This window comes from Paenibacillus sp. FSL K6-2862 (assembly GCF_038005125.1).
GTDB classification, from domain to species: Bacteria; Bacillota; Bacilli; order Paenibacillales; family Paenibacillaceae; genus Paenibacillus; species Paenibacillus illinoisensis_A.
In genome coordinates, this window is the sequence record NZ_JBBOSN010000001.1 from 5,199,033 (window position 1) to 5,223,182 (window position 24,150).

Here is a 24,150-nt window from a genome sequence, read left to right on the forward strand (position 1 = left end):
ATTGAAAAAGAAAAGAAGATGCATCTGCCATTACGGCTAACATGCACCTTCTTTTTTCATTTATTATAGGTTCTCAGTCACATGCTTATTTGTCATGATGTTCGGGACTAAGAATGGATTCAATTCGCTCCAGCTCTTCCGATGAGAAGTCCAGCTGATTGAGCGCGGCCACATTCTCCTCGATCTGCGATGTACGGCTTGCACCGATCAATGCCGACGTTACCCTACCGCTTCGCAAAACCCAGGAGAGCGCGAACTGCGCCAGACTCTGACCACGAGCTGCAGCAATCTGATTGAGAGCACGAACTTTGCGCAGCGTCTCAGGTGAGATATTGTTCTCGTTCAAGAAAACGGACGGCCCTTTTGCACGAGAATCCTCCGGAATGCCATTCAGATATTTGTTCGTCAGTACCCCTTGGGCCAAAGGACAAAATGCAATGCTGCCTGCACCATACTCATCCAGGACATCCTGCAGCCCATCTTCAATCCAACGGTCCAGCATGGAATACTTCGGTTGGTGAATCAATAGAGGTGTACCCAGACCTTTCAGAATTTCGGCAGCCTCTCTCGTCTGCTCTGCCGGGTAATTGGAGATGCCCACATACAGTGCCTTACCCGAACGAACAATATGGTCCAGAGCCATCATCGTTTCTTCCAGCGGTGTTTCCGGATCATAACGATGTGAATAGAAAATATCGACATAATCCAGCCCCATGCGCTTCAGACTCTGATTCAGGCTGGATACCAGGTTCTTGCGGGAACCCCATTCGCCATACGGTCCGGGCCACATATAATATCCCGCTTTGGTGGATATCACCAGCTCATCCCGATAGGGCTTCAGATCCTGGGCCAGCACCTGACCAAACAGCTGCTCTGCTGAACCTGCGGGCGGACCGTAATTGTTGGCAAGATCGAAATGCGTAATGCCCAGATCAAAGGATCGAGTAATCATGTTTCGACCGTTCTCCGCATTGTTGATGCCGCCAAAATTATGCCAAAGTCCAAGTGAAATTGCCGGAAGTTTCAACCCAGAACGTCCAACCCGGTTATATTTCATCGTTTCATAGCGTGTATCGCTGGCTAAGTAGACCATCATGAATCCCTTCTTTCCCCAGGTTCCGCTTCCTGCACTATGTTCGAGCGCGGGATAAGGCGGTTATTTCAGACAAACCGTTTAACCAAGAAGCTGGTCCACCTTAATCATTACCTCGCCAATCGGGTCAGTAATCAGCAAATCTGCCTGCCGGTCATACGCCGTTGGCGTGGCATTCAGTAAGACGGTGTGTTTTCCCCGAAAATACGTAATTAGCTGTGCAGCAGGATGGACGGTCAGTGAGGTACCGCCGACCAGCAGCAGATCAGCAGAAGAGATTGCGTCCACAGACTGGTATAGCGTGTTCTGGTCCAATTCCTCTTCATAGAGCACAACGTCAGGCTTAATGACCCCATGACAAGCTGCACAGCGGGGAACCGCATCCTTCGACCGAATGATGTCATCCAGCGGGTAGAAACGCCCGCAATCCATGCAGGCATTCCGATGAACGGACCCATGCAATTCGAGTACGTTGGTGCTGCCTGCTTTTTGATGCAACCCGTCGATATTCTGGGTAATGACCGCCTTCAGCCGACCTTCCTGCTCCAAACGTGCAAGGAGCTTATGACAACCGTTAGGTTCGGCATCGGGATGAAGCATTTTGCCCCGATAGAAATCATAGAAAATATCGGCATGCTGATCGAAAAAGTGACGACTCAGCAGTTCCTCTGGCGGATAAGGGGAATCCTGCTCTGTCTGATATAGGCCCGCGGCAGAGCGGAAGTCGGGAATCCCGCTTTCGGTCGACGTTCCTGCCCCTCCGAAAAATACAATATTCGAACTTTCCTGAATCCAGGAAGCCAGCTGTTCCACCCCGTTCATCCTCTCTCCTCCTTAGCGGAATAATCCCGTTCAGGCACCATCCGGACTCACCCGGATTTCATGATAATCCCCAATAACGACATCCGCATCCTGTAAATGTACTGCTTCCTTCCCAAGGGGACAAAAACCAATGACATGCGGAACTCCTGCGTTCAGTCCCATCTGCATATCCCCGTTGCTATCCCCTATAACGATTGCCTGGTTAGGATGAATATGTAATTCACGACATGCCAGCTTGGCAGTTTCTCCATTCGGCTTGCCTAAGGTAACGCGGTCACAGCCTACGATCGACGTAAAAAAAGATCGTATCCCCATCCATTCCAGATGCTCTTCGGCTGCTGACGTGCTGTCCGAGGTTACCACCGCCACCTTGATCGAAGCTGCTTGGCAGCTCTGCAAAAAAGAAACCAGTCCAGGCATAGGTTCAGCCTGCCGTTTGGAACGCACTTCCTGCATGGCTGAATTGGAGAGCTCACGGACTGTTGTGATCGCATCATTCCAAGGCATGCCTGCCGCATACAACTGTCCGGCCAGGAGCCCGGTACTCTCATCAACAGTAGCGATGGCCAGCGGACCCTGCCTGTCATAATCAACAATGTGTCCTTCGCTATCGTGGACTGTACCGAGTACCCTGCCTCTTTCCACCGTGAAACCAGTCCCCATGCCTGATAACACGGCTTCCAATTGATTTAGTAAGGAATCGGCCCACGGCCCCCATAATTGCAAAAATTCAAGCAGTGTCCCATCCTTATCGAACAAAATACCCTGGCAGGGAAGCTGCAGCCCCTTTACTTGAAGTATAGCCATAACCTTGCCGCCCCTCCTGGCAGATGTATTATTGGACACCTTCGAGCCATTCGGTAACCGCCTTTACCGTTTGAGACAACTGCTCTTCGCCCGTAATTTCAGGTTCTCCGTCACCACTCTGTTGCCCGTAGTCACCGAACTGCGAGTGGTTCCCTCCTTCAATGGTGTAGTACACCGTGTCTTCCGGCAGATAGGCGCGGCCGTTTTGGTATTTGGTCGCATTAACGACTTCGTCATTGGTACCCAATATGGATAGCGCCTGAATCCCCAATGACTTCACGCTGCCTTTTTGATCCGGATAGGACGCCAGGAAAAAGATACCTTGAAGCGCGCCCGGATGGGATGCTGCATAACGCGCAGCCATGGATCCACCCAATGAGTGTCCACCCATGACGAATGATTCGTCCGGATAAGCATTACGAATATCATCTGCCAGATTTTGTTTCAGTACTGCCAGATTGACCGGCATTTTGGCAATGATGGTATGGTGTCCGGCTTCAGCCAACTCGTGAGCCAGAGGAGCGTAGCTTTCCGGCTTCACCAAACCACCCGGATAGAAAATAACACTAATCCCTTCAGGTTTGTCTGGCATAAAATCAATCCAGTTTTCCTGTTCACTCACCGTAACCTGATCCGCTGTTTCCATAGCCTTCTGGGCCATTTCCTGCGGTCCGTACGGGGTAAATAGCTTCCAGGCAACAAACCCGCAGCCAATGATAATGAGCGCCAGAAGTACGAGCAGAAATTTTCCGATGCCCCTCTTCTTGCGCCCTGTATTATACCGGTTCCTCAACTTCAATCACCTTTCTTCACTTACCGCAGGTGCTGCGGCTTTTTGGGAAAGGAGCAAGGCTGAACCTGCTCACATTCCCCGCCTTGCCTCTATTCCGCTTTCGCCTTACGGTAAGCATCCATATATTGTTCCGCCTTGCGGCGAACATGACTTAAATCCCCTGTTTTCATTGCTTCGGAAGTCAGGTCGGACCCGATCCCCACAGCTACGGCTCCTCCCTTGATCCAATCGCCCAGATTGGACAAGGATACCCCGCCGGTCGGCATAAAATTCGCTTGAGGCATAGGCCCCTTCATCGTCTTGATAATGGATGGATCATACAGATTGCCTGGGAACAGCTTCACGATGTCCACACCAAGCTCAAGCGCACGTTGAACATCGGCAATGGTCATCACGCCAGGCAGGATCGGAATTCGATAGAGATTGCAGATCTGTACGGTATCCGGATTCAGCGATGGTCCGACAACAAACTCAGCACCTGACATGATTGCTGCTCTTGCTGTCTGGGGCTCAAGCACTGTACCTGCGCCTATTATGGCGAACTTTTCGGGATCCTGTGTGTTCCAATGGTAGACACGGCTCAGTTTCTCGATGGCTTTGAGTGCACTCGGAACCGTCATCGTTATCTCAATCACTTTGATTCCACCGGCAATGGCTTGCTCGGCCATGGCAATGACCTGATCGGCAGAGTCGGCCCGAAGCACGGCGACTACCCCGTTATCCGTTATTTTTTGCAGCAGCTGAAGCTTCTTCATTTCATTCTCTCCCTTATCAATGTGGTTGTTTATTACAAGCCTTACAATTGAAGAACGAAGATGAGACTTACATGATATCAGCAGCGACTAGCGCTCAACATGGGTTACGTTGTTCAGCTTGGCCTCGACTTGATCCCACGTCGGAAGCGCCTCCCAATCACCTACGGCCTGTATGACCATGGAGCCAGTTAAGTTCCCGAGCCGGGTAGCTTCCTGCGGAGAGTATCCCTTAAGCAGGCCTGATAGGAAACCTGCACAAAATCCATCTCCCGCGCCAACCGTATCCAGCACATGATCCGCCTGGAAGTACGGAACTTCCGTTAGGGTACCATTCACCAATACATAGGTCAAATCCGGTCCGCCTTTTACGATGGAGACGGCATTCAGAGCTGACAAACGCTCGAATATCTTCTGCTCATCCTGTTCGTTATACAGAAGCTTCATCTCGTCCAGGCCTGGCAAAAAGTAGTCAGCCTGCTCTGCCAGACGAAGCAAAACCGGACGAGCCTGCTCTGCTGACCAGAGTTTAAGACGCAGATTCGGATCAAAACTTACTTTTACACCAGCCTGTTTGGCTATATGTATGGCAGCTTCTACCGTAGACAAACCCGAAGAGCTTATAGCGGCAGTAATACCTGTAACGTGCAAAATCGCAGCCCCGGCAATATAGTCCGGATCAAGATCCTCCGGAGTCATCGCACTTGCAGCGGATAGTTTCCTATAATAATGTACAGAGGATTTCCCGGAAGCGTTCTCACGAATCATCAGACCTGTCGGTTCCGCGTCACTCAAGCTTGCTCTGGATACATCAACACCTTCACCACGAATCGCTTTTAAGATCATGTTGCCGATGGGATCCTGACCCAAGCGCCCAAACCAACCACTTGTATGGCCCAGACGGGACACACCGATGGCCAGATTGCTCTCTGCGCCGCCAAACGACTTGTCCAATGAAGCCGCGTATTCAAGACCTCTTGTATCCTTGGCTGTCAGCAAACCCATACTTTCACCGAATGTAACAATTTCAGGACTTTGGCGGGTATTCGTTGACATCGTTTCTTAGCCTCCTTATATTTACAATTCCTCATCTTCTTTTCCCATTGTCATCCTCTATGCAACCGTTGTCAATCCCGCCCGTTCATTTTGTTGTCACAGCTCCGGGAAAGGATAGCGCTTTCCATTGTGAATTATATCACAATGATTACTTCATATCCGTATTACCCTTATGAAAGATACAGATGGCCTCGAGCGTGAGGTCAACAGGAGGGTTACAACATGAACAACCGTACTGGAATCCGTGGTGATCAGGAATCATTTTTTTATAACTTGCGCTTTATGCTTATTGTCTGTGTACTCGTTGGAAATGCTCTTGAACCACTCATTACACGCTTTGCGGGAGCAGAGGCTCTGTTCCTATGGATATATACATTTCATATGCCGTTATTCGTATGGGTTACCGGATATTTTGCCAGACATGCACCTCAGGGTGCATCCGGACGCAAAGTACTTAAACAAATTGCGCTTCAGTACGTTCTGTTTCAATCGTTATATGCTCTAATGGATGTTACGGTGTTCCACACCCCGCACATGAAACTGTCCTTTTTTGCTCCTTATCTGTTGCTGTGGTTTCTGGCCAGCCACTTCTGCTGGAGGCTTCTGCTCAGAGTTACCTTATCATGGAAGCCGATCCATCGGCTTATCGCCTCCATTCTGCTGGGAGTAGTGGCGGGTTACTTGCCTGTGGACGGATTTTGGCTCAGCTTCAGCCGAACGTTTGTGTTCCTCCCTTTCTTCATGATCGGTTATGACTATGGAGCGTCCATCCGTTCTTATGTGCAAACAGGCTGGGGACGTCATGCCGCCGCAATATTATCTGCTGGTCTTTTGATATGGATAGGTTTGGGAGGACTTCAGATCTCCATAGGTTGGTTAATGGGCAGCATGACTTATGCTGAACTCGGTCACCGTGAATGGTATGCCGGAATCTATCGTCTTGCAATTTATGCCCTCGAAATGATCTCGGGAGCTTTATTTCTGGCCTGGGTGCCTTCCCTTACATCCAGACTGACCGATATGGGACGGCGTACACTGTATGTATTTCTCCTGCACGGATTTTTCGTTCGCCTTATGATCTGGTCAGGCGTTTATAATTATATCGAAAGCGGATTATATATTCCCGTGATCGTTGCCATTGCCGTAATGTTTGCTGTACTATTGGCCCAGCCCGCAGTACGTCATGCCTTTCGGCCCGTAATCGAACCGGATATCTCCCGGTTTTCCCTGCATCGCCGTGAAATATTCAAACGTTCTGCGTGAATGCTCATCTGCCCCTTATTCATTACCTTCTGTCGTAACGGCTTGTTTCAGGCTGGAAGCAACGTGGTAAGTAGGGATACGCGCTACAAAAAACAACTTATCCCTTAAGGAGTGATTTGTAATGGCACGTTCACAGACAGCTGGACAAAAGATGAGTCGTGAGGAAGCAGGCCGATTGGGTGGCAGAGCCACCTCCAAAAATCATGACCGCAGCTTCTACCAAATGATAGGCAAAAAAGGTGGAGAAGCGACCTCCGATGCTCATGATTCCGATTTTTACAAGGAAATTGGCCGCAAAGGTGGCGAAGCAACCTCCGAAACGCATACCAAAGAATTCTATCGTGAGATCGGACGCAAAGGCGGAAGCAACTAGCCTATTGCACCGAATCTTACCCGAATAATAACGAAACGTTATATTGCTGTTAAGAAAGCCGAACTCCATGGAAATGAGAGACGGCTTCTTTCTATTGATTGTAGAAATATGACGACGGTTGTGATAGACTCTATAAAAAACCGGGTTGTTCACGGGTTTAAAGCAGCAAAGAACTTCATAAACTACGGGAAGCTCGAAGCCGACCACGTCGGTTATTTTTTAGAGTACGGATGAAATTAAACGACAGATGTACTGCCATTTATATTTCCATTCATGTTGCTCAATATTATATATTTGGGGGGAAATACACCATGTCAGCCAATAAGATGCGTTCCGATATGATCAAAAAAGGTTTTGACCGTGCACCACACCGGAGTCTGCTCCGCGCAGCGGGCGTTAAAGAAGAGGACTTCGGCAAGCCGTTTATCGCTGTATGTAACTCTTACATTGATATCGTGCCGGGCCACGTTCACCTGCAGGAATTTGGTAAAATCGTAAAGGATGCTATTCGTGAAGCGGGCGGCGTTCCATTCGAATTCAACACCATCGGAGTAGATGACGGAATTGCCATGGGACACATTGGTATGCGTTACTCACTGCCAAGCCGTGATATTATCGCGGATTCCGTGGAAACGGTTGTATCAGCACACTGGTTCGACGGCATGGTCTGTATCCCGAACTGTGATAAAATCACGCCAGGCATGATGATGGGTGCACTCCGCTGCAATATCCCAACTGTATTTGTAAGTGGTGGCCCAATGAAAGCAGGTCGTGACAGCAATGGTAAGGCCCTGTCCCTGACTTCCGTATTTGAAGGCGTAGGTGCATTCCAGGCTGGTAAAATCGACGATAAGAGCTTGCTCGAGCTTGAACAGTTCGGTTGCCCAACTTGTGGTTCTTGCTCCGGTATGTTCACAGCAAACTCGATGAACTGTCTGGCTGAAGCGATGGGACTGGCTATGCCAGGTAACGGTACCATTTTGGCTGTAGCTCCTGAGCGTCGTGAGTTTGTTAAACAATCCGCGAAACAATTGATGGAACTCATCAAATTGGATCTGAAACCACGCGATATCGTTACGGTTGAAGCGATCGACAACGCCTTCGCACTGGATATGGCTATGGGTGGTTCAACCAACACTGTACTGCACACTTTGGCTCTCGCTCATGAAGCAGGCATCGATTATCCAATCGAGCGCATCAATGAAGTGGCTAACCGTGTACCTCACCTGGCGAAGCTTGCACCTGCATCCGACCTGCATATCGAAGATGTACACAATGCCGGCGGCGTAAGTGCAGTTTTGAACGAATTGCTGAAGAAACCAGGTGCGATCCACGCTGATTGTATTACCGTAACAGGTAAAACGATCCGTGAGAACGTAGAGGGACAAGAGATTCAGGATACGAATGTCATCCACAAGCTGGATAACCCGCATTCCGAAAGAGGTGGCCTTGCCGTATTGTTTGGTAACCTTGCACCGGAAGGTGCGATTATCAAAGTCGGTGCGGTTGATGCTTCGGTTGGCGGTTACCACAAAGGTCCTGCAATCTGCTTCGATTCACAGGAAGAAGCACTCGAAGGCATCGCGAACGGCAAAGTAAAAGAAGGACACGTTGTCGTTATCCGATACGAAGGACCAAAAGGCGGACCAGGTATGCCTGAGATGCTCGCTCCAACTTCCCAGATCGTAGGTATGGGACTTGGTGCCAAAGTCGGTCTGATCACAGACGGACGTTTCTCTGGTGCATCCCGCGGTATCAGTATCGGCCACATCTCTCCGGAAGCAGCAGAAGGCGGTCCAATCGCTTTTGTTGAAGAAGGAGATATCATTGAGCTGGATCTGAACAACCGCATCATCGAGCTGCACATCAGCGATGAAGAGTTTGAACGTCGCCGCGCAGGTTGGAAAGGCTTCGAGCCGAAAGTAAAAACAGGCTTGCTGGCTCGCTATTCCAAACTCGTTACCAATGCAAGTAACGGTGGGGTTTTGAAAATTTAATTTTTCATTTGTTTTGCTATCTGAAGCAAAATACAAAATAAAAAGGGTTGCTCCTCTGCCAGTAATGGCAAGGGAGCAACCCTTTTTGCATTGATTTACATGCAATCGAATTAGATATGAATAATACCCCGTTTATTAAACGGTTGGTGTGTTGTTCAGCTCAGCACCGGCCAGGACATCCGCTTCAGTCTCCACCAGATCTGTTTGCATCTGTTCCGTCGTTGCAGCTACAAGGGCATGTTGTCCGTAACGCTCCATTAATACACCCAGCGGCATAGCAATCATTTTCGGGACCAATTGTTCGGATCGCTGTTTCAGACGCTTGGTTCCTGAAGGATGAATTACGCTGAGCAATAGACTGAGATACACCTTGGAAGCCGAACTGAAAGGCCCAGGCGGCAGATCCTTAACGGTGAATCCGAATTTCTCAGGTCCCCGATTAATCATACTTACACCGTACACTGCTTTGGCAGAACGGAGTTCCGGTTCCGATGCAATCTGCCGAGCCAGATCGGGAAGCTGCTGTTCCATGGCCCGAATCATACGAATGGCCAGATGCATACTTGAGCGCGAGGTTATCCCGAGCTCGAATAATTTTTTATTATCAAAATGAAGTTCAATAACCGGGTCGCCGTTTCGGATGACTTGCCCCTCGCTCATTTCAACCAACGCACCGTGGTATACACGGGATCGATAATGAAGCATCGGGTCTTCCGGCGAAGCCGTGCGCAGATGGTACACCCAGTGGAACAACTTCTCCCAGCCAAGCCATAAAGCAACCACAATTCGTTTCCATGGGGATAATACGGTCTGAGCTGGACTCGTTTTTTGAGATTCACTCACTGTAATGCCTCCTCCCATCAAGGTATCGATGCGTACACTTTGCAATCCCTGCCGCTCGGCCTCTTGCAGTACCACTTCCAAGGCCTGAAGCATCTGTTCAGGTGCATGTGCGTCAGCCCCGATCGTGGTACCCCGGTCATGCAGCAGCATGACTTCTCCGCCTCTGAGCTCTTTCAACATGCGTTCTGTCAGTTTCTTCGCTCCGACACGACTTCTCCAATCCTCGAACATGGAAGACCACAGGACAATCTGGCGATCCTTTCTGCTGAAAAAATCAAACAGGTTCATGATCCCCCAAGGCGGACGGTAAAAACAGGTTCTTACCCCCGTGACTTCCTCAATAATCTGGCCTGTTCGCTGTATCTGATTTTTAACCGTACGCGGCCGCATTAACCAGTTTGTTTTGTGGATGTAGTTATGGATTCCGATCAGATGTCCTTGCTCATGAATGTGCTGGATAAGCTCCGGGTGACTTGCCGCATGCTCCCCAACCACAAAAAAAGTCGCCTTGGCATCGTATTGCTTCAGTAATCGGAGCAACCTTGGCGTATATACCGGATCTGGACCATCATCGAATGTTAACGCAAACTGTGTATCGCTTTTACCACGCCTGAACACGCGCAACCCAAAGAGTCTGCTGATCAAACTTGGTATAAAGGCGTAAAAAGATGAAATGTACAATGCCCATAAAAATAGGCTCTGAAATAAATTTGTCATGCTCTGATTCCCCACTTCTCTTGCTGAATGACTTCTCCCATCCATGTACTATGGAAAATAAATCGCCTTTAATTTTATCACAATTTAAACTTTTCTTGAATCCTGTTTTCCAAAAAACAAGTCAATCGTGTACAATAAATGGAATGAATGACGGATGAAGGAGCCCTGCCCATGTTACCCCTTTATAGAAAATATGGACGTACTGTTTTTGACATCGCTTTACTTGTGTTAACTGTATATTTGGTCATGTATGGCTTTAGCCGATTGTATCAATTGGCTGCACCTGTGTTTCTTTCATTTATCGTATACTGGATGATTGAACCACTGGCCCGTTTTTTGCATCGCCGAGGACTGCCCAAAACACTGGGAGCGGCGATATCCGTTTTGCTTTTTCTTGCACTGATTGTTGCTGCCTTTTTTGGCGTGGGTCTGATTATTATCTCTCAAATATCCAATCTGCAGGATAACTTCCCTCGATACGTAGAGCTGCTGCAGAGCGAGTTCACCAATCTCGCCTACTTTCTTCAGGACAAGTGGAACGCACTTCCTCCTGGTATTATTGAGAAGATAAACGATTATTTTGCAACACTTACCGGTTTCCTGTCCAACTGGGTGACCAGTGGCGCACAATTCATTATTGGATTTCTCAGTTCATTTTCATCATTTATCACAAACTTTGGGATTGCAATCATTCTTGCCTTCTTTCTCAGTATCGAGATTGAATCCTGGCGCAAGTTTGCCCGTGCCAAGACACCGAAAACATTGAAGCTCGCTATGGCTTTTATGCGCAACCATGTCTTCAAAACCATTCGTTCGTACTTGAAGGCACAGATGATCATGATGCTAATCACCTTTGTATTGATCTATGTTGGACTGCTCATTCTTGGAACCAATAATGCCTTTACGATCGCTGCAGTCTGTGCGGTATTTGATCTCGTGCCTCTTCTTGGGGTTCCGGTTATATTTATCCCATGGATTGTCTATCTGTTTATCATAGGGAACAGCAGCTTGGCCATTGGTCTAGTCGTCGTTCTCGTGATTACTATGCTGACACGCCAGCTGCTTGAACCGAAAATATCCGGCAACTCGATCGGAGTGTCTTCCGCATACCTGATGCTTTCATTTATGCTGATCTCACTCTCCATATTCGGCCTTGCCGGAGTTGTACTATCACCAGTGCTGCTGATCCTGTTAAAAGAGTTGTTGCAGCAAGGCTATTTACAGCGATGGATACATCTGCCCAAGGATGAATTCGATTCTTCTCCTTTAGTCATGGATACGCCTGTGGGTGAAGCCGCGAGCGTGAACACGGAATCATCTACCGAAGCTTCAACACAGACTGCAGATCAGGAAGATTCGGCCAAGTAATCCATCACACGGCGAAAGATATCTGTAGCCTGGTGGTGGCCGCCTGGTGTTACATTCTGGACCAAAACTGCTACTGCATATCGAGGCTTCTCTACCGGGCCATACCCGATAAACCATTGATTATTACGTTTCCGTCCTTTCTGCTCCACCTGGGCGGTACCCGACTTCCCTGCAACGTGCCACCGTGCATGCTGCAGGGTTTTTCCGGTTCCATCCGTTACAACCTTACGCATCCATCTCAGAAGCTGATGAGAGGTTGCGGGAGAGATCTGACCGGCTTCCGAAGGCGAGTGCTGCGGGGGCATTTCAAGCATCACATCACCATCAGCATATCGGATACGCTGAACAAGCCGCGGCGCATGAACACGCCCATCATGAAGCAGGGTCACAATGAGATTCGCCGCCTGTAACGGGGATACGCGGGTATCTCGCTGACCAATGGCTGTCTGTACCCGGGCTCCTTCATCCTCAGATGAGACTGTTGTTGTACGTACCCGCCCAGCATCTTCGTGATCAAAATGACGCAGCACCGGCATTCCGGCCACATCCTTCTTCTCCCAGCCGATCGTCCGTGCCAAGCCCAAAGCATTGGCAGTTCGCTCCAACTGCTCCATACTGAGGCGGCGGGCTGTTTCGGCAAAAACAATATTACAGGACTCAGCGAAGCCCTGTTCCAGCTTCAGATCACCATGTCCATGTTCTTTCCAGCAGGATAACCCATACTTTCCCCATTCTCCGCCACAATGAAAGGTTTCTTTGGTTGAAACAGCTTGTGATTCCAGAGCTGCTGCTGCCGTAACCATTTTGAATATCGATCCGGGGACAGCACTCTGCACAGCCCGATTCGCCCAGGAGGAGTTGGCCGGATCCACATGCAGCGGATCATAAAATGGAACTGAGACCATTCCACGTACATCTGCATTTGCCGTATCCAATACAACGATCGCCCCCTCTTCCATACCCGCTTCCTCTGCAATCTGTTCTACTCCTTGCTGTATGTCTGAATCGACTGTGGTCTCTACCTTTAAAGGATAGTGACTATTTCTCGGGGCAATTACCCTTGGTTCGTATTCGGGAATAACCTCTCCTGTGCCAGTAACCATTCGAGTCAGCAAGGTTGGTCCCATGCCTATCAATAGGGGATCAAGCGTCCTTTCCAGTCCAGCTGCACCCGACTTCAGCGCAAAAGGTTGTTTCACTTCAACTGTATGTTGATCTCTCACGCTCAGAACTTCAGGTTGTTCAGCCAGGTAACCTAACCATTGCCTTCCTGTACGACCCTTGTCATAACGTGACATCACGGGGTATACGCTGGCTCCATCTCCTTCGAATTCCTGAAGTTTCGCTAGTTGGGCCTTGTCCAATACCATCGGTTGATGCGTGCCTGCTGTCCAGAAATGAGGGGTGTCTCCCTGCTCCCACTCTTTAATGAGGTGTGTTGTATCCGTATGTAGTATGGCTGCCAGCCGCTTCAATCTGATGTTTGTCGTATTCATCACGGATTGGACATGCCTATGTCCAGAGTGCGGAAAAAGCACAACTCCCCACTGCAGGCTTCCTGTCAGTGATTTTCCCTTACGGTCTGTGATTTGTCCTCGGCCTGAATCAAGCATAACGCCCCGTTCACGCTGCAAAACAGACATCTCACGAACCGTTCGCTGGAATCCCGGCATGACTCGATTTACCTGAACCATCTGAATCCACCCGAGACGAAGAATAAGGATTGCAAAAATAACGGTCAGGAAGACACAACCAATATAAATTCTTCTTTTTAGTTGTAAATGCATGCTTCCTTATCCCTCCTCTCCCTTTTTCTGAATAGTATGCTTCTTCGCATCTGGAATTATCCGGAAAACAACAACAAACCTGCTCCAGAAACGGAACAGGTTTGTTGAAGATTTCACGCTTTTAGTAATTGGTTACACCGTAAAGCGTGACAGCGTATTCTTCAGTTCAGTGGATACATTCTCCAGCTTGTCGGACAAGTTCACCAACTGGTTGCTGATATTCTGCTGCTCGCTGCTCAAGGAAGCCACTTCTTCAGAGGTTGCAGAGGATTCCTCGGCAACTGCGCTTACATTACTCATCGCCTCAGACAATGTACCTTGAGACTTGCTCAGATCCCCGATGGAGTCCGTTACCATACCCAGCTTCTCTACAAATGCTCCCATCTGCTCTTGAACCGAAGCAAAGATCACATTGGTATCTTTAACGGCATCCATTTGCTCCCGGAATAAAGGATTGACATTGGACAATGCGGCTACCGTCTCGTTCATCTCATGCATGATTTTATCAGTAATCTCGCCCACCATGTCAATGGACTGTCTGGATTGCTCGGCGAGTTGACGAACCTCACCAGCAACAACCATGAATCCGCGTCCGGCTGCACCAGCACGTGCCGCTTCAATGGTGGCATTCAGTGACAGAATATTCGTCTGTTTCGTAATATTCTGGAGCACATCCAGAACTTTCAGAACGGAAGATGTACTCTCTTTCAGGGAGTCCACCTTGTTCACCAGAGCACCGATCATCTCTTCGGTCTTCTGTGTCTTCGTCATTAACTGATTCAAGTGCTGCGTTCCTGTCTCACTGGACTGCTCGACATGACGGGCGGATTGCCCCATTTCCTCATTCGCGGCAACAACGCTCTGCATCTGACGTGAGATATTATCAGTCAATTCATTGCCACGCTCGGCTTCCGTAGCCAGGCTGCTGGCACCACCTGCAATCTCTTCCGTTGCCACTGCAATCTCCGATGCAGAAATAGCTGTCTTCTTGGATGCATTGCTTAGCTCGGAAGCGGTATCCAGCACCTCTTGTGCGGAACGATTCGTTTGCTCAACCAGCTTCGTGATCTGTTCCATCATCAGATTGAAGGCGGCTGACAATTGACCAATCTCATCTTTGGAGGTAAATGGTGTACGTACCTTCAGATTTCCTTTGGCACCTTCCTGCATGAGGTCTTTCAATCTGCCCAGCGGACGGGCAATCATGCGTACCATCCATACCCCAATCAATACTGCAATTGCTGCATCAACCAATGCCATCCACAACGTCAGTGTCAAAATGCCTTTAGCATCCTTAACCAGCATGGAAGTAGGTACCATTCCAATCAACTTCCAATCTGACGTTTCCATCGTGCTGTAAACTACAAGCATATCGGTTGATTTCCCATCAACCGCATACTCTGCATTGGTACTGCCTGTCTTTTCAGTCAAATCACCATAAAAAGCGAGTTCTGTCTCCTTACCTGTGCGGTCAGCAATCGTTGAGGCAACCACTTTTTTATCCGGAGCAATGAGCTGAATTACAGCTCCCTCTCCCAGATTAAGCGATTTCAACTGTTCCTCCAAAACTTCCAGTTTCAACTCAATGACCAAGACATAGGACTGATTCGTCCCCTGCAGGTTTTTCATGGACCGGGCAATTCGGAACGTTGGTGCACTTCCGTCTTCTTTAATTTCTGTTGGAAGCCAGCGATATCCGCCGGACTGTACAATTTCGTTATACCAAGCTTCGCTGCGAATATTACCCATGGAAGAGCTGCTGCTGCCCGTTCCCATGGTGGACTTGTTTTCATCCGTTGGTACCAAATAAATCGCTTCCATAGATTTATTTGTAAAAGCAACATTGGATAGCTGTTTATTGATGGAGCTTGAATTGATGAACATATCATACGCTGTCAGGTCCTTATTAGACATGTTTTGCAACAAGGATTGCATTTCCGGATCAAAGAAGATCTGGGTTGATGTATCCACAAAACGCTCCAGAATGATATCCATTTTTTCTTTGGTTTGATCAATTGTTTCCTGGTTTGCCCGGGAGGCATTTTCCTCAATGGTGTTTTTGGCTTTCGAGTAGGATAATAGACCCAAACTAATAACAAAAATCATAATCCCCGCAAAAAAGATTAAGAATAGTTTGACCCCTACCGATTTAACCGGATTAGCCTTCCTGACCTGAGTTAACGTTGTCCCTCCCATCTTATTCCACTGGATCTTTTTCCAATCCAGCTTAAATGGCTTCTTGTTCGATGGTTTTTCCGTCTTGCTTTTGAAGAAGCTCAATTTCTTAAACTTTTGCTCTCTCGGTTTTTTTTCCTTCACTGGTTTCTTCACCTTTTCCCCACTGTCCTTCTGCTTCTTTTGAACCAATCCCATTCACCTGCCATTTTGCTAGTTGTTTTCTTTCTCTCCCCTATAAATATGTAATATTCGACAGTTTTCCCCTTTCCCCTTTTGTTTTTAAAAAATATTTTGCAACTTTTTTCCTATTTTCCTATAAAAAAAAGCCCCCCATATACCGATATACGGAGGGCTAAATCGTTAGATTCATAACAACATATTGTTAATTCATAACACAATTTTGTTGTTGATAGGCCATTTAACCTATTTCTTTTTTCTCATCATATCAAAATAAGATACAGGCTGGTCTACCTTCATTTTGATCAACTGCAATGGGTGTCGTGCTGCATCCAATACATTGCCTTCTTCATCCTGAATTTCACTTACAACCTGTTTGAAAAAGGTGCCGTTTGGACCGAAAAATTCGATCTCTTGTCCAGGCTTGAAATGATTCCGCTGCTGAATGGTGGCCATTCCTGTAGCTGCATCGTAGTCCATAACCAATCCGGCGAAATCATAAGGTACAGCTTTTTCTTCCGGCTCGTAGATGTGATCCTCATGGTCCGGTGTATCGTAGAAAAATCCGGTGTTTAACGGACGGTTGGCAGCCTTATTCATCTCTTCGACCCATTCCGGCTTCAACACATAGTTTTCCGGATCAGCCATGTAAGCATCGATCGCTTGACGATATACGTTCACGACAGTAGCCACATAGTGGATCGACTTCATGCGACCTTCAATTTTGAAGCTATCCACGCCCACATCAATCAATTCGGGAATATGGCCGATCATGCACAGATCTTTGGATCCCATGGAGAACGAATTATCCTGTTCCTGAAACAGGGGCAGCTGGTTCTCACCCAGCTTGAAAGGTGCCGGAGCCTGCATCTGCATTTCTTCCTCGCTTACCCACACCGCGTCTTCTCTGGCATCCTCAAACAAATCATACTTCCAGCGGCAGGATTGGCAGCAGCCCCCACGGTTGGAATCCCGATCTGTAAAGTGATTGGAGAGTACACAGCGTCCGGAATAGGAGGAACACATTGCTCCATGAATGAAGGCTTCAATCTCGATATCGACATTCGCCTTAATCTCTTCGATCTCCTCGAAGCTGGTTTCGCGCCCCAGAACCACACGCGGAAGCCCCTCGTCTTTCCAAAACTTCACGGCTTGCCAGTTCAGTGTGGACTGCTGTGTACTTAGGTGCACCTCAAGGCCGGGTACTGCACGCTGAGCGACTTCAATAATTGCTGGGTCCGCCACGATCACGGCCGCGATACCCGCATTGTACAAGTTTTGCAAATATGCCTCAATGCCCTCAATGTCTTCATTGTGTGCATAGATATTGGTAGCCACAAATACTTTGGCGCCGTATTTACTCGCAAATTCCACACCTTCACGCATTTCTTCAAAGCTGAAGTTGTCCGCATTGGAACGAAGTCCATAGGCCTGTCCGCCAATATACACAGCGTCAGCGCCGTAATGAATCGCAAATTTGAGCTTTTCCAGATTACCCGCCGGAGCAAGAAGCTCCGGTTTATCCAGACGGTTACGTTTACCCGAGAACTTCCGCTGTACCGCCACTGTTTCCATTTCGTTCACCTCGTCTATTAATACACCTGTTCTTTGTAGAAAAAGCCAAATGACAGCTCCCGTTCAGGATCCTGCAATTGGCGGACCTCATCCAGCCACTCATCCGAAAAAGCATATGCATCCGCATCTGCTGCATAACAATCAATAGCCTTCCGGTATGCCCGGACAACAGCCTCATTATAAACTAGCGGTTTGAGAATACCTTCAATCTTGAAGCTATGAACACCTGCCTCCATCAACAGATGTAGATCCTCCAAAATGCAAATATCTTCAGAGCTCATAATGTGCGTACCATTGACATCTTCATAAATCGGGAATTTCTCATCCCGGCGTTCTGCCTCAATCAGAAATAACCCGCGTTCTTTACCAAGGTGTCCCTCTACCGGGCGCCCCTGATGAGCCATATAGCTTTGAACCAGACTGCGTTTGGAATGATAAATATTCGTCATGCCATGCACCTGGACCTGAGCTTCAACTTTTAGAAAAGGAACCATCTCCGTCAGCTCATCCATATTCAGCTCTCTGGCGAGTACAACACGACTGGCACCTTTATTGCCCCAATAGTTGGCGGTTGCATAGTTCGTTGAAGTCATCTCCGCATTCCAGTGCAGCTGAATATGGGGAGCATACTCCTTAATCGCAGCCAGCACGGATGGATCGTTAAATTCTACGGCATGAACCCCAATGCTGCCCAGAGCCTCAACATACTCAGGGAGCTCCTTCAACAGCTCGTTGGACATCAAGTTATTCATGGATACATAGACACGAGCCTGATGTTTGGCAGCAAGGGCAACCACTTCTGCTGTCTCTTCCACAGTGAAACTGCCAGGTAAACGCATGCCGAAGCGATCATCCCCAATTAATAAGGCATCTGCTCCGGCCTGTAGCAGTACTTCTGCTTCATTTACATTTGCTGCCGTAACCAGCAGTTCATGTTTCTTACTCATATACATCCCCTCCGCTTATTGCGCAGCCTTACTTTTGGCTATATTTTGCTGATGTTCCTTATACGTTTTGGCAAACAGGTGCCCGGATGAACCATCCTTCTTCGTAACATAGAACAGGTAGTCTGAAGCTTCCGGTGCCAGAGCAGCCTCAATGGATTCCAAACTCGGGCTTGCAATCGGCCCTGGCGGCAGTCCCTTGTTGAGATACGAATTGTATGGACTCTTCACCTTCAAGTCTTTGAACAATAATCGTGCCTTGGGCTTGTCCAGCAAATATTGAACGGTCGCATCAATCTCCAGCTTCATGTCCTGCTTGATCCGGTTATCAATAACGCCTGCAACCAGCGCACGTTCCTCATCCACCACAACTTCTCGCTCCACAAGGGAAGCGATCGTAAGCAGCTCATGCAAAGAGAGATTTCGTGCATTCAGTTTGGATTCCAGATCCGGTATGGTATTGATTTTGGTCTGAAATTCTTCAAGCATTCGCTGCATGACGTCATGGGTGGAGCTGCCCTTTTTGAGCTCATAGGTTTCAGGGAACAAGTATCCCTCCAAGACGTAACGAAGTTCTTCGTCCACAGGAATGTCCTTAATGATATCGACATCGAAGGAAGACGGATCATTCGCCAGCTTGATGAATTCCTCACGATCTACAACACCTTCTGCAGCTAATTTATCCGCCATTTGCAGCACGGTATATCCTTCAGGAATCGTAAATTTCACCATTTCTTCGGGTACCACTTCACCGCTGTTCAGCTTGCTAATAATCTCATCGTATGACACGCCAGGATTCATCGAATATGTACCTGCCATAAAACTCGATCCTTGTTTCTTCCATTTCAAGTATCCCTTAAAGGCTAAACCACTTCGAATCAGCCCCTCTTGTTCCAGCTGATCGGCAATTTGGGATGTCCCTGATCCGCTTTTGATCTCGAATACGACTGGATCTGCCGAAGTTGCAACGGGACGCATCATGTTCCAGACCGCAGCACCCGCTCCTCCAGCTGCAATCACAATGATCAGCAGAACGACTAGTATGACTTTCCCTTTCAAAAAAGACACAACTCCTTTACACAACCAAAAAGAGCGGACTTCTCCGCCCTTCCGGTTTCTTCAATTTGAAGCTGGTTAATCTTCGTCAATAGGGAGGGTACACTCGTCGTACAATTCCGAGATGTTCTCCCATTCATCGTCATCATCAATCGTAACTAACTCCGGCATGATCTGGTCTTCGCTTCCCGGCAATACCCGCAGAAGTTCAACCTCGTCATAAGGACGCAATGAACTGCGGAGTACCGCGTACTGTTGACCATGCACTTCAAATTCAGCCAACAAATCATACGGTTGCGATTTACCGTTCTCTTCCTCGAGCTCAACATGAGCACCGAATGCCAGACGCAGTGAATCTGTCCATTTCAGGTCTTTGCGGCTATATTCCGTCATTTAGTTCGCTTCCTCTTCATCTTCAGCTAAAAATGTATTAAACGTCTCCTCGACAATATCCCATTCGGCATCATCTTGGATGACGAAAAGTTTAATATCGTCGCCATCTTCTTCGTAACGGAATGCATATACATCCGTTTCGCCATCTTCAGGTTCAACTGGAGCAACCATCATATACTTGGCCTCCGACCCATCCACTTCAAACTTCATGATGACTTCAAATTCTTCTTCATTGCCCTCGTCATCCGCGATGTAAATAATCTCCGATTCTTCTTCCATACCCAGTCGATCTTCAGCCATTGTTGATCCCCCTCACCTTTTACTGTTCGCATCCAAATAATTTTGCAAAATCAAGCTTGCGGCCATTTTGTCCACAACCTGCTTGCGTTTTTTCCGACTGACATCCGCTTCAATCAGCGTTCGTTCTGCTGCCATGGTTGTCAGCCGTTCATCCCAAAGGTGAACAGGTAAATTCAGTTCGCCCCGCAGGCGTTCGGCAAAAGCAATGCAAATTTCACCACGCGGCCCTACGGTGCCGTTCATGTTTTTGGGGAGCCCGACAACGATCTCGCTGATTTCGTGCTCACGCACAAGTTCAGCAATGCGACCGAACTCACCTTCATCCCGGCGGCGTTCAAGCACTTCTAATCCCTGGGCAGTCCAACCGAAGGCGTCACTGACGGCAACTCCGATTCTTCGGTCCCCATAGTCCAAACCTAATATTTTCATCCATGCTCTCCCATCCTCAAGCCCGTGCGGGAAGATAAGTTTCTTCCCTCCTCAAGCTTCAGGCTGTCTTCTGTCGGTTCATTTCCCGCTGCAGGCATGGCTGCATCACAGCGGAAGCGGTATACATTACCGGTGATTGGCCAGATAAGAGCGTACAAGCTCTTCAATCAGCTCGTCGCGCTCCTTCTTCCGGACCAGACTGCGTGCGTTGTTATGACGAGGAATGTATGCAGGGTCTCCCGAAATCAGATACCCGACAATCTGGTTGATTGGATTATACTCCTTATCCACCAGTGCATCATACACCGTAAGAAGAATCTCTTTCGAGGATGCTTCCTGCTCGTCAGCTTTCACATTAAATTTAACCGTCTTATCCATGGAGTCCATTGATGACACCTCGCTCCTGCATGAACATGGGGACCATGTCCTGCCGAATTGATTTCTGCTTATATAATAACATATTCTGACTGCCACGAGTAAACAAAGGAGAACGCAATTGTGTTTTTTGCTTGTCCGTTATTAACCAATGAGTGAAACGGCCAGTTTCAGCGCTTCATCCAGCTTGGACGCATCCTTGCCTCCGGCTTGTGCCATGTCTGGACGTCCGCCGCCGCCACCGCCGCATACTGCTGCAACTTCCTTGACGATTTTACCGGCATGAAGACCTTGCTTCACTTTCTCAGCAGGAACAGCAACCACGAAGTTCACTTTGCCATCTGCAGGAGCACCCAGAACGAGCACAGCATCAGGCAGCTTCACTTTCAATTCGTCGGCAACGGTACGCAGAGCATCCATGTTCGGCGCGTCCACGCGGGCTGCGAGTACTTGTGTATCTCCTACCTGTACCACTTGATCCGTCAACGAGCCTGCTTCCATGGCACTCAGCTTACTTTGCAGCGATTCTGTTTCTCTCGCAGCTTCTTTTAGCTGTTGGTTCAGACCTTCGATCCGTTTAGGCACATCTGCAACATTGGCTTTGAGCAGGGCTGCGGATTGCTTGAGCAGCTCCAGTTGACTTTCAACGAAGAGGTACGCACCACGACCTGTTACAGCCTCGATCCGGCGTACACCGGAACCAATGCCGCTCTCGCTGACAAGTTTAAACATGCCAATCTCCGATGTATTGTTTACGTGACAGCCGCCACAAAGTTCCAAACTGTAGTCACCGATTTGTACGACACGTACAATATCTCCATATTTTTCACCGAACAATGCCATAGCGCCCATTTCTTTGGCTTCATCAATGGCCTTCAATTCAATGTTTACATTCAGGCGATTCCAGATCTGCTCATTCACCTGACGTTCAATCTCTGTCAATTCTTCCGGCGTAATGCTGCCGAAGTGAGAGAAGTCAAACCGCAGGCGCTGTGGCTCCACAAGGGAACCTGCCTGATTGACATGCGTGCCCAGCACATCCTTAAGCGCTTTGTGCAGCAAATGGGTAGCTGTATGGTTTTTGATAATATCTCCGCGCTTGGACGCATCCACTTCCGCTTGAATCACATCACCTACACGCAATTCGCCCGACTCTACGCTTACCATGTGTACGTGCTGTCCTTGCGGAGCTTTGAACAGCCCTTGTACTTTGGCAGTAACGCCTGCTCCGCGCAGCAAGCCCTGATCGCTGACTTGTCCGCCACTCTCTGCATAGAACGGAGTTTTGCCCAGGATCACCTGACAGGTTTGTCCCTCGCTTACTGAGTCGACAAGGGCATCGCCTGCAACGATGGCAACCACTTTTGCTTCCGTCAACAGGTCAGTATAACCAACAAACTCGCTTTTAACCTCCAGATCAGCAAGTGGTCCGCCTTGAACCTTCATGCTTTCGCTTTCCTGACGGCCTGCACGTGCACGATCACGTTGTTCTTGCATGGATGCATCGAAACCTTCACGATCAACAGTCAAGCCATGCTCTGCAGCATAATCTTCTGTAAGGTCAAACGGGAAGCCATATGTGTCATACAATTTGAATGCTTCCGGACCACTGATCACCGTACGACCTTCGGATTTAGCAGCAGAACTGATGTCGGCCAAAATCGCCAATCCGTCACTAAGTGTTTCGTGGAACCGTTCTTCTTCGGTTTTGATAACCTTGGCGATAAATTCTTGCTTGTCTACCACCTCTGGGTAGTATACGCCCATGACTTCACCGACTGTTGTTGTCAGTTCATAGAGGAATGGACGGTCCAATCCGAGAACCTTTCCGTAGCGTACAGCACGGCGCAGCAAGCGGCGGATAACGTATCCACGTCCTTCATTACTTGGCAGAACGCCATCGCCTACTGCAAAAGCAACGGTACGGATATGGTCAGCAATAACTTTCAGCGCTACATCAATTTCAACGCTGTCGTTGTATTTCACACCGGCAAGTGCCGCTGTTCTTTGAATCATCGGTTGGAACAGGTCTGTGTCAAAGTTGGAATCCACGTTCTGCAGAATGGACGCAAAACGTTCCAAACCAGCACCTGTATCAATGTTTTTGTTAGGAAGCGGTGTATAGCTGCCGTCCTTGTTGTGATTGAACTGGGAGAATACCAGGTTCCATACTTCAAGATAACGTTCGTTTTCCCCGCCTGGGTACATTTCCGGATCGTTCATGTCATTGCCGTAGGCTTCACCGCGGTCATAAAATATTTCGGTACAAGGTCCGCATGGACCTTCACCGATATCCCAGAAGTTCTCATCCAGTTTGATGATGCGTTCTGCCGGCAATCCCACTTTTTCGTTCCACAGTTTGAAAGCCTCTTCGTCTTCCGGATAAACCGTTACCGACAGACGCTCTGGATCGAATCCGATCCATTCCTTGCTCGTTAGGAATTCCCATGCCCAAGTAATGGTTTCTTCTTTGAAGTAATCTCCAATGGAGAAGTTACCCAGCATTTCGAAGAACGTATGGTGACGGCGTGTTTTGCCGACATTCTCGATATCGTTGGTACGAATACATTTTTGGGAGTTCGCAAGACGCGGATTCTCCGGTTTCTCACGTCCGTCAAAATACGGCTTAAGCGGCGCCATCCCCGCATTGATCCACAAAAGGGATGGATCGTTGTGAGGTACGAGCGATGCGCTTGGCTCGATTTTGTGACCTTTACTTGCAAAAAACTCTATCCATTTGGAACGGATTTCACTGGCTTTCATACGGACTGCCCCCAATTAATTATAATGGTCCGGTGCGATTTGCCCCGGTTGGTAAACATTGCTTTTGTAAAAACAAACACAAAAAACGCCCCTGAAATATCAGGGACGATGTTATCGCGGTACCACCCTGGTTATTGCTACCTGTCCCTTGTTACGGGTCAATCAGCAATCTCCTCGTTGATGCGAATAACGGTCGCGCCCGGCAGGGTTGTCCTGCACTCCGAAATCAGCTTTCCGCCGCTTCAACTTTCAAGACTCTTCCAGCCATCGGTCAGATCTGAATCTGATC

Annotated in this window: 21 protein-coding genes; 4 read left to right on the plus strand and 17 right to left on the minus strand. The window is 48.4% G+C overall.

Going from position 1 to position 24,150, the window contains the following annotated elements; all coding sequences use genetic code 11:
• Positions 1-85 precede the first annotated feature (85 nt).
• The 6 genes from mgrA to MHB82_RS23480 all read right to left on the minus strand — a co-directional run bounded on the left by mgrA (position 86) and on the right by MHB82_RS23480 (position 5,323).
• Entirely contained in the window at positions 86-1,093 is a 1,008-nt protein-coding gene (gene mgrA, locus MHB82_RS23455) for an L-glyceraldehyde 3-phosphate reductase (protein ID WP_095359772.1), read from the minus strand.
• Positions 1,094-1,174: 81 nt separating this feature from the next.
• Positions 1,175-1,915, minus strand: coding sequence for an NAD-dependent protein deacylase (locus tag MHB82_RS23460; RefSeq protein ID WP_341175994.1), 741 nt, complete (start codon positions 1,913-1,915; stop codon positions 1,175-1,177).
• Positions 1,916-1,945: 30 nt separating this feature from the next.
• Complete coding sequence (locus tag MHB82_RS23465; RefSeq protein WP_110822894.1) at positions 1,946-2,722, minus strand: HAD family hydrolase; 777 nt, start codon at positions 2,720-2,722, stop codon at positions 1,946-1,948.
• Between the two features lie 28 nt (positions 2,723-2,750).
• Positions 2,751-3,515 (minus strand): alpha/beta fold hydrolase, encoded by a 765-nt coding sequence (locus tag MHB82_RS23470; RefSeq protein ID WP_341175995.1) that lies wholly within the window; start codon positions 3,513-3,515, stop codon positions 2,751-2,753.
• A gap of 89 nt (positions 3,516-3,604) precedes the next feature.
• Positions 3,605-4,270 (minus strand): bifunctional 2-keto-4-hydroxyglutarate aldolase/2-keto-3-deoxy-6-phosphogluconate aldolase, encoded by a 666-nt coding sequence (locus tag MHB82_RS23475; RefSeq protein WP_095359776.1) that lies wholly within the window; start codon positions 4,268-4,270, stop codon positions 3,605-3,607.
• An 87-nt stretch (positions 4,271-4,357) separates the two neighbouring features.
• Positions 4,358-5,323 carry a sugar kinase gene (locus MHB82_RS23480; RefSeq protein ID WP_341175996.1) on the minus strand — a complete coding sequence of 322 codons (966 nt, stop codon included), beginning with the start codon at positions 5,321-5,323 and terminating at the stop codon, positions 4,358-4,360.
• 222 nt (positions 5,324-5,545) lie between these two features.
• Here MHB82_RS23480 and MHB82_RS23485 point away from each other — a divergent pair, with 222 nt between their 5' ends.
• The 3 genes from MHB82_RS23485 (at position 5,546) to ilvD (ending at position 8,956) form a co-directional block, all read left to right on the plus strand.
• Positions 5,546-6,586: an acyltransferase family protein gene (locus tag MHB82_RS23485; protein ID WP_341175997.1), complete on the plus strand. Its 1,041-nt coding sequence runs from the start codon at positions 5,546-5,548 to the stop codon at positions 6,584-6,586.
• Between the two features lie 121 nt (positions 6,587-6,707).
• A complete protein-coding gene (locus MHB82_RS23490) occupies positions 6,708-6,959 on the plus strand; it encodes a KGG domain-containing protein (protein WP_095289530.1) in 252 nt (83 codons plus the stop codon).
• A gap of 311 nt (positions 6,960-7,270) precedes the next feature.
• The gene (ilvD, locus tag MHB82_RS23495; protein WP_095289529.1) at positions 7,271-8,956 is read left to right on the plus strand and encodes a dihydroxy-acid dehydratase; all 1,686 of its coding nucleotides are present in this window, start codon (positions 7,271-7,273) and stop codon (positions 8,954-8,956) included.
• A 135-nt stretch (positions 8,957-9,091) separates the two neighbouring features.
• On the opposite strand, the gene MHB82_RS23500 is transcribed toward ilvD, so the two are convergent.
• Positions 9,092-10,516, minus strand: a complete 1,425-nt coding sequence (locus tag MHB82_RS23500; protein ID WP_341175998.1) for a polysaccharide deacetylase family protein — start codon at positions 10,514-10,516, stop codon at positions 9,092-9,094.
• A 171-nt stretch (positions 10,517-10,687) separates the two neighbouring features.
• Between MHB82_RS23500 and MHB82_RS23505 the strand changes: the two genes are divergently transcribed.
• Entirely contained in the window at positions 10,688-11,884 is a 1,197-nt protein-coding gene (locus MHB82_RS23505) for an AI-2E family transporter (RefSeq protein WP_341175999.1), read from the plus strand.
• Here the strand turns inward: MHB82_RS23505 and MHB82_RS23510 are convergent.
• The 10 genes from MHB82_RS23510 to alaS all read right to left on the minus strand — a co-directional run bounded on the left by MHB82_RS23510 (position 11,863) and on the right by alaS (position 23,861).
• Positions 11,863-13,671 (minus strand): peptidoglycan D,D-transpeptidase FtsI family protein, encoded by a 1,809-nt coding sequence (locus tag MHB82_RS23510; protein ID WP_341176000.1) that lies wholly within the window; start codon positions 13,669-13,671, stop codon positions 11,863-11,865. The genes MHB82_RS23505 and MHB82_RS23510 overlap by 22 nt on opposite strands.
• A 132-nt stretch (positions 13,672-13,803) precedes the next feature.
• Positions 13,804-16,044, minus strand: a complete 2,241-nt coding sequence (locus tag MHB82_RS23515; RefSeq protein ID WP_255247932.1) for a methyl-accepting chemotaxis protein — start codon at positions 16,042-16,044, stop codon at positions 13,804-13,806.
• A gap of 228 nt (positions 16,045-16,272) precedes the next feature.
• Positions 16,273-17,601: a peptidase U32 family protein gene (locus MHB82_RS23520; protein WP_110822898.1), complete on the minus strand. Its 1,329-nt coding sequence runs from the start codon at positions 17,599-17,601 to the stop codon at positions 16,273-16,275.
• Between the two features lie 17 nt (positions 17,602-17,618).
• On the minus strand, positions 17,619-18,548 hold the full coding sequence (locus MHB82_RS23525; RefSeq protein WP_341176001.1) for a peptidase U32 family protein: 930 nt from the start codon (positions 18,546-18,548) through the stop codon (positions 17,619-17,621).
• Positions 18,549-18,563: 15 nt separating this feature from the next.
• Positions 18,564-19,604, minus strand: a complete 1,041-nt coding sequence (gene mltG, locus MHB82_RS23530; protein ID WP_341176002.1) for an endolytic transglycosylase MltG — start codon at positions 19,602-19,604, stop codon at positions 18,564-18,566.
• Between the two features lie 75 nt (positions 19,605-19,679).
• Positions 19,680-19,994 carry a DUF1292 domain-containing protein gene (locus tag MHB82_RS23535; protein ID WP_095289524.1) on the minus strand — a complete coding sequence of 105 codons (315 nt, stop codon included), beginning with the start codon at positions 19,992-19,994 and terminating at the stop codon, positions 19,680-19,682.
• On the minus strand, positions 19,995-20,294 hold the full coding sequence (locus tag MHB82_RS23540; protein WP_095289523.1) for a DUF1292 domain-containing protein: 300 nt from the start codon (positions 20,292-20,294) through the stop codon (positions 19,995-19,997). It lies immediately after the preceding gene.
• 12 nt (positions 20,295-20,306) lie between these two features.
• On the minus strand, positions 20,307-20,723 hold the full coding sequence (gene ruvX / locus MHB82_RS23545) for a Holliday junction resolvase RuvX (RefSeq protein WP_095289522.1): 417 nt from the start codon (positions 20,721-20,723) through the stop codon (positions 20,307-20,309).
• A 126-nt stretch (positions 20,724-20,849) separates the two neighbouring features.
• Positions 20,850-21,110 (minus strand): IreB family regulatory phosphoprotein, encoded by a 261-nt coding sequence (locus MHB82_RS23550; protein WP_024633073.1) that lies wholly within the window; start codon positions 21,108-21,110, stop codon positions 20,850-20,852.
• Positions 21,111-21,242: 132 nt separating this feature from the next.
• A complete protein-coding gene (gene alaS / locus MHB82_RS23555; protein ID WP_341176003.1) occupies positions 21,243-23,861 on the minus strand; it encodes an alanine--tRNA ligase in 2,619 nt (872 codons plus the stop codon).
• Positions 23,862-24,150: the final 289 nt, after the last annotated feature.